Annotated in this window: 5 protein-coding genes; all 5 read right to left on the bottom strand. The window is 37.7% G+C overall.

Translation table 11 applies throughout. From position 1 onward, the window contains the following. Window positions 1-19: 19 nt before the first annotated feature. Window positions 20-1,141, bottom strand: a complete 1,122-nt coding sequence (gene tgt, locus U9P79_00500) for a tRNA guanosine(34) transglycosylase Tgt (protein ID MEA2103113.1) — start codon at window positions 1,139-1,141, stop codon at window positions 20-22. A gap of 32 nt (window positions 1,142-1,173) precedes the next feature. After that, window positions 1,174-2,523 carry an RIP metalloprotease RseP gene (gene rseP, locus U9P79_00505; GenBank protein MEA2103114.1) on the bottom strand — a complete coding sequence of 450 codons (1,350 nt, stop codon included), beginning with the start codon at window positions 2,521-2,523 and terminating at the stop codon, window positions 1,174-1,176. Window positions 2,524-2,667: 144 nt separating this feature from the next. Then, window positions 2,668-3,927, bottom strand: coding sequence for an ABC transporter permease (locus U9P79_00510; protein ID MEA2103115.1), 1,260 nt, complete (start codon window positions 3,925-3,927; stop codon window positions 2,668-2,670). Beyond that, the gene (gene topA, locus U9P79_00515) at window positions 3,924-6,122 is read right to left on the bottom strand and encodes a type I DNA topoisomerase (protein MEA2103116.1); all 2,199 of its coding nucleotides are present in this window, start codon (window positions 6,120-6,122) and stop codon (window positions 3,924-3,926) included. The genes U9P79_00510 and topA overlap by 4 nt, the downstream gene beginning before the upstream one ends. A gap of 69 nt (window positions 6,123-6,191) precedes the next feature. Continuing rightward, window positions 6,192-6,335 carry a hypothetical protein gene (locus U9P79_00520; protein ID MEA2103117.1) on the bottom strand — a complete coding sequence of 48 codons (144 nt, stop codon included), beginning with the start codon at window positions 6,333-6,335 and terminating at the stop codon, window positions 6,192-6,194. Window positions 6,336-6,864 lie beyond the last annotated feature (529 nt).

Raw genomic sequence — 6,864 nt, forward strand, 5'->3', positions numbered from 1 at the left:
TCATTTTTACTCCATAAATTTATTTGCGATTGTATCGCTCTATAAAATTGTTTTTAAATTCTAAAAAAGTTTCATCCTCTATTGTTTGGCGAGCCAGACGAATCAATTCATTGTAAAAAGTGAGATTGTGAATAGTGCAAAGACGAACTCCGAGAATTTCATTCTTTTTTATTAAATGTCTAATATAGGCACGCGAAAAATTTTGACAAGCATAGCATTTGCAGTCATTTTGAATTGGACGTAAATCGTCTTTATATTTTCCATCGCGGACGATAAGCCTGCCATCTTTTGTGAAAACAGAGCCGTGCCTTGCATGGCGAGTGGGAATCACACAATCGAACATATCCACGCCTCTTTCGATATTATTTAAAAGATCAACAGGCGTTCCGACTCCCATGAGATAGCGGGGTTTTTCAGCCGGAAGTATTCCATCCAAAAGTTTTGTAATCCTTTCCATATCCTGTTTTTCCTCACCAACTGCCAGCCCACCGATTGCGTATCCGTCGAATCCGAGATTCATTAGTCCTTTTGCATTTTCGCTACGAAGATCATCAAAAATACTTCCCTGCACAATTCCGAATAATGCACTTGCACCACCCAAATTTTCATGCTCGATTTTGCAACGTTCCGCCCAGCGAAGAGACCTTTTAGCAGATTCTTCTGCATATTTGTAGGTCGCAGGATAAGGAGTGCATTCATCAAAAGCCATAATAATATCCGAGCCAAGAGAGTGCTGAATCCGCATAACTTTTTCGGGTGTGAATGAGTGAAGAGTTCCGTCAATATAGGAACGAAACGTTGCTCCATCTTCGTTGATCTTGCAAAATTTTTGCAGACTCATTACCTGAAATCCTCCACTATCCGTAAGAATGTTTCTTTTCCAATTCATCATCTTGTGGATGCCACTGAATTTTTCGATGATTTCCATTCCCGGACGTAAATAAAGATGATATGTGTTCGACAAAATTATCTCGAAACCAATCTCTTCCAATTCCTTTGGAGACATTGATTTGACCGCTCCATAAGTTCCAACCGGCATAAATACAGGGGTGGAAATAAAGCCATGAGCAGCTTTGATTTTTCCCAAACGCGCGGAAGTTTTCTTGTTCGTTTTTAACAGCTCAAAATCAAATTTACTCATCACACGAAATTGTCCAAGCTATGATCGTTTTACTATTTTTTCTGATTTTCGGGAACCGTTGTAACATTATTTTTCAAGGATAGTTGCCTTGTGATATAACGGGAAATATCATTGTAAAATGCAAAAAACATCAGTAAGATTAAAACAGCGATCCCAACTTGTTGAAATATTTTCTGCAACCCGATCTTTAAAGGCTTTCGCATAATTCCCTCAATGACGGAAAAAAGGATTTGTCCTCCGTCCAGAACCGGCATCGGCAGTAAATTCATGACCATCAGAATAATGCTGATCATCGCCATAAATGAGAGATAGGAAGTCAGTCCCTGTTCCGTTTGCTGTTTTGTCATTGCTGCGATCATGATGGGACCGCCTACATTTTTACCTGCTTCGGAAGGCCGTTTGATCAGTTTGAAAAGTCCTTTATAATAACCGACTACCACTGTGAAAGTGGTGATAGTTCCATATTCAATCGCCTTAAAAACGCCATATCTTTCTATGTTTACTAATTCCAATTTCTGAGTTATGCCAATAATTCCGGCTTCCTCTTTTTCCCCGGGATTTAATTGCGGAGTTACGATTATAGACAACTTTTCGGAATCCCTTCGCACAGATAATCTTAGTTCAGTATCAGAATTCGCGGTAATGATTCCTCTCATTTCTGACCATGAATTTACATTTTTCCCATTTATCGTCAAAATTTCATCACCCTTTTTCAAGCCTGATTGATAAGCCGGCAAACCATAATAAACTTCACCGATTATCGGAGGTGCGTAAGATTCAACATCTGTGAGCCATAGTTTGAAATCAAAATTTTTCATATTGAGCGTGATGACTTCGCCGTCTCGTAATATTTTTACGGCATGGATGGGTTTGTAACTATCTCTCCAAAGTTCAATAATAGAAATCCAGCCATCAATCTTTTCTCCATCAATGGACAAAATTTCATCATGCGGCTTCAATTGGTGCAAATCTGTTTGGGATGAAGAAACATTTCCCACAATCGGTTGAAGATCGTAAGTTTTTAGTCCGATCATGTATGTTAATGACAGAATTATAATTGCAAGGAGGAGATTAAAAAACGGGCCGTTAAAAGCGATAAAAACTTTTTGCCACCATTTTTTCCCTGAAAAAGTTTTTCCCGAATCAAGATCATTTTCTTGCTCTTCCGGATTTTCACCCAACATTTTTACATATCCGCCGAGGGGAATCAAAGAAATTCTGTATTCGGTTTCCCCCACTGTTTTTGCAAATATTTTTGGACCAAATCCAAATGAAAATTTTTCGACTTGTACGCCACACATTCTGGCAGCAATGAAGTGTCCAGATTCATGAACAATTACCAAAATGCCGAGTAATAATATAAATGCTAATATTGTAATCAACTGAACCTCGTTAAAATTTTATTTTTTTTGTTCTCGTTCCCATCCGCCAGCTGGCGGATTTCTCGTTCCCAAGCCCCAGCTTGGGAACGCATTTTTCTGCGAAGCCCCTGCTTCGCAAGATGTCGCACCGAACACTTTTAAGCATCAAGAAAAATAAAAAATCGCCTTAACCGGATCTATTTTTGACGCTTTAAAAGAGGGATAAAATCCGGAAACAAAACCGATGCCAAGTGCGAAAAGCAATCCGACAGAAATTCCGAGATACGGGAATGAAATATTTATATTTAATTTTGCAGTAATAAGTTGAATTAATCCAACTGATATCCCAGCTCCCAAAATTCCTCCAATGAGAGCAAGACTAAGTGATTCAAAAAGGAAATGCATAAAAATATCTTTGTTTTTTGCCCCAATACTTTTGCGAATTCCAATCTCGGTCATTCTTTCACGAATTGAGATAAGGAGGATACTAAAAAGCCCTATACCACCTGTTATCAAGGAAATACTCGAAATACAAAAAAGGATAATGTTCCAATTTTTCATATATCCCTGAACTTGTTGCCGAACTTCAAGCATCGTTTGGCTGATGTCTTTCATATCCACATCGTCTGCCATATTGTGTCTGGAAAGAATAATTTGACGTGCTTGATTGTAAACATTATCAACCTGATCTGCTTCAATCGTTTTTATCCAAATATTATCAATCTGCATATTTGACCGAAGATATTTTGAGGCAAATTTTGAGGGAACAAAACAAGATTCATAGTCTCGTTTTCTTTCCCATTGATTGCCGAAATTGAAATTGCTGTTTCCTTCTTTCTCTTCCAAAACACCAATTATTTTGAGGCGAATATTATCTAAAGTTATGAATTTTCCAAGAGGATCTGATTGGGGAAAATATTTCTCAACGAGAGACGCCCCGATGATGCAAACATTCGTGCCATTATTTTCTTCAAAAGAGCTAAACATTCTACCGGGTGAAATCGTATATTCTTTACTCGCAAAAAAGTCTTTATTTTTCCCCCGAATTCGTATCCTGGATTTTTTTTGATTGATGGTAATATTCTTCCCATCGTCCACATCAGCATAGGAATATTCGATTCCCGAAACGTTTTGGCGAACTGCTTCAAAATCTGAATATGTGAGCTGTTTGAAACGTAATTTTTGCGGATATTTACGCAGTTCGTTAGAATCCTGAGACGGATAAGAAGAATAGATGATAATCGTATTATCGTATCCGATGCTGGAAATTCCTTCATCAATGATCACCTTCATCGCTTCGATGGAAGTAAACATCGTGATCACAGTTGCTACCCCGATGACCAATCCGGCTAAGGTAAGGGTGGATCGCAACTTGTGTGACAGAATACTGTTCAGTCCAAAAGAGACCGTTTCCAGAATATTCACTTAATAATTTCCTTTTTGCATTTCAGACAAATAAGTTTTGTGCCTTGATATTTACTTGGTTTTTCAAACATTGAGGGTGCACCACATTCGGGACATTCCATATTAACAGGCTTATAATTTGTGATGAATTTGCATTTCGGGTAATTTGAGCAACCATAAAAAAGTCTTCCGTTCTTATTTTTTCTTTCGATAAGATCACCACCACATTCCGGACATTTTACCCCGATTTTAAAAGGTCTTGTAAATTTGCATTTGGGATAATTGCTGCACCCATAGAATTTTCCGAATTTTCCCTCTTTGAGAACGATATCGCCTTCTCCACATTTCGGACATTTCTCGCCTGTTTTTCTTTCTTGCACTTTCCCATCATCTCCGAGAGGTTTTGTATTTCTACACTTTGGAAAAGCAGAACAAGCAAGATATTTTCCATATTTGCTATATTTTATAACCATCGGAGAACCACATTTTTCACATATGATGTCGGTTTTTTGAGTTATCTTTCCCTTTTCCGCCTTAAGATCAATCTGTTCGATTTGCGAAATAAATTTTTCATAAAACTCCGCAAGTGCTTTCACATAATCCATCTTTCCATTCTCGATTTCATCAAGAAAATCCTCCATCTCCGAAGTAAAGGAAACATTAAAAAAATCATCCAATTTTGCTACAAGAAATTTTTCTACGATCATACCAAGTTCGGTTGGATAAAACTTTTTCTTGACGAGTTCCACATATTTTCTAAATAGCAAAGTGGAAATAATTGGAGCATACGTGCTTGGTCTGCCAATATTTTCCGATTCAAGTTTTTTTACAAGTTGAGCTTCTGTAAATCGGGGTGGTGGCTGAGTGAATTTTTGCTCTTTTGATAATTTTATCAGATTAACTTCTTCTCCAACTTTCAGATTGGGAAGGTTTTCATCCTTATTCATGATAAAAATCCACGGATAAGCTTTCATAAAACCTTCAAATTTCACCACATTACCTTTTGTCTCGAAAAGAGCTTTGCCGGCTGCCATAAACAGTCTGGTATTTTTTACCTTTGCATTACTCATCTGAGTTGCGACAAACCGCTTCCAGATAAGATTATACATTCTAGCTTGGTCTTTTGTAAGAAATCGTTCAATTGACTCCGGAGTTCTAAACGAGGAAGTTGGGCGAATGGCTTCGTGAGCGTCCTGAGATTTCTTTTTTGTTTTGAAGATTCGACGCTTTCTGCTTAAATAATCATTCCCAAAACGCTCTTTTATCAATTTTTGCACTTCTTCCACAGCTTTGTCTCCGATTCGGACAGAATCAGTTCTCATGTAGGTGATCAAGCCGTGTCTTTCACCTTTTATCTCCACTCCCTCATAAAGTTGCTGGGCAACCGCCATTGTTTTTTTAGTTGAAAATCCTAAAAGATTGGATGCACCTTGCTGCAAAGTGCTGGTAATAAATGGCGGACCTGGCGAAATGGATTTATCCTTTTGCTTTACATCCTGAACAATAAATTTTTGTGTTTTTACATAGTCATATATTTTCTCAGCCTGCTCTTGATTTTCTATCTTGGCTTTTTTCCCATCATATTTCTCGAGACTCGCAGTAAAATCTTTGTCCTTTTTCAGATCGGCGAATATTTTCCAATACTCTTTGGGAACAAATTTTTTTATCTCCTCTTCCCTTTCGCAAAGAATACGCAAGGCAACGGTTTGCACGCGTCCTGCAGAAAGTTTTCCGGCAATAGTTTTCCATAAAACCGGACTTACTTTATACCCAACGATTCTATCGAGAATTCTCCGTGCTTGCTGGGCATTTACCAAATCGTTATCCACACTACGCGGATGCTCGATGGAATATTTCACAGCCTCAGACGTAATTTCATTGAAAACAACTCGATAAATGGCTTTGTCCGGATTTTTTTTCTTGAGTATTTCATTCAGATGCCAGGCGATCGCTTCCCCCTCCCGATCATTATCAGAAGCAATATAAATTTCAGAAGCTTTTTGTGCCTTATCCACGATTTTTTTGACTACCTTGCGTTTATCACTGCTCAAAACGTAATGCGGTTTGAAATCATTTTCTATATCAATCCCCAAATCTTTTTTGGGTAGATCACGGATATGACCCATTGAGGCAACTATATCGAATTCTTTTCCAATATATTGCGAAATCGTTTTTGTTTTTGTGGGGGACTCTACGATCATTAATTTTTTTGCCATAATGTTTCCTTTAATATTTTGTATATTGCTTACTGCGTTCTTCATCCCTAAGTTTCGTTGTCAATCATGTCAAAAATTTATGCTGGCAAAGCTGGGGTTGCGCCATTCTGTAAGTAGGAAAAATAAAAGAGCGAAAATGGATACCGTAATTAAAGTCTGTCCGTAAAGTCGCATATCAAGTAAAATATATTCTTCATACTTTTTACAACTCATCCCCTAACCCCTTCTCTTCAAAGAGAAGGGGAACTTTTATCTCCCTCTCTCCGCCAGCTGGCGGAAGGGTCGGGGTGAGGTCGAAAAAGGCTACTTTACGGATGGATTCTAAATAGAATGAAAATTAGATGGGTGATGTAGAAGTTCTAAATTTATAGGTTGAAAATGAATATTGTTCACTGACCCCAAAGGGATTATTCAGATTTTATCCGCCAGCCGGCGGATAAATCCGGCTAAAAAAATGGCTGCTATGTAATGAGTATTATTCATAATACTTTTTTCGATTTAGCGTGGGGGTTTACCCCCTCGCAGACATTGTCCAAAAAGACTGACGAATAAATCCAGACAAAATGCCCTCAAATAACTCGATTCTTTTAGATGCATTTTTATCAAAAATTGGGGGATGTGAATTTTTACTAATATTGACAACTTTTTATCCCTTTCCGATAAGACTCACTTTATTAAAATTTAATTACAAATAATGCTTAGGAGTTACAAATGGATATTAATCAGGACTTGAAGAAAATTC

The organism is Candidatus Cloacimonadota bacterium (genome assembly GCA_034661015.1).
GTDB lineage: Bacteria > Cloacimonadota > Cloacimonadia > JGIOTU-2 > JGIOTU-2 > JAYEKN01.

Excerpts from the sequence above, each read along its gene's own strand:
- tgt (MEA2103113.1), bottom strand. The coding sequence starts at position 1,141 with ATGAGTAAATTTGATTTTGAGCTGTTAAAAACGAACAAGAAAACTTCC.
- topA (MEA2103116.1), bottom strand. The coding sequence starts at position 6,122 with ATGGCAAAAAAATTAATGATCGTAGAGTCCCCCACAAAAACAAAAACG.
- U9P79_00520 (MEA2103117.1), bottom strand. The coding sequence starts at position 6,335 with ATGAGTTGTAAAAAGTATGAAGAATATATTTTACTTGATATGCGACTT.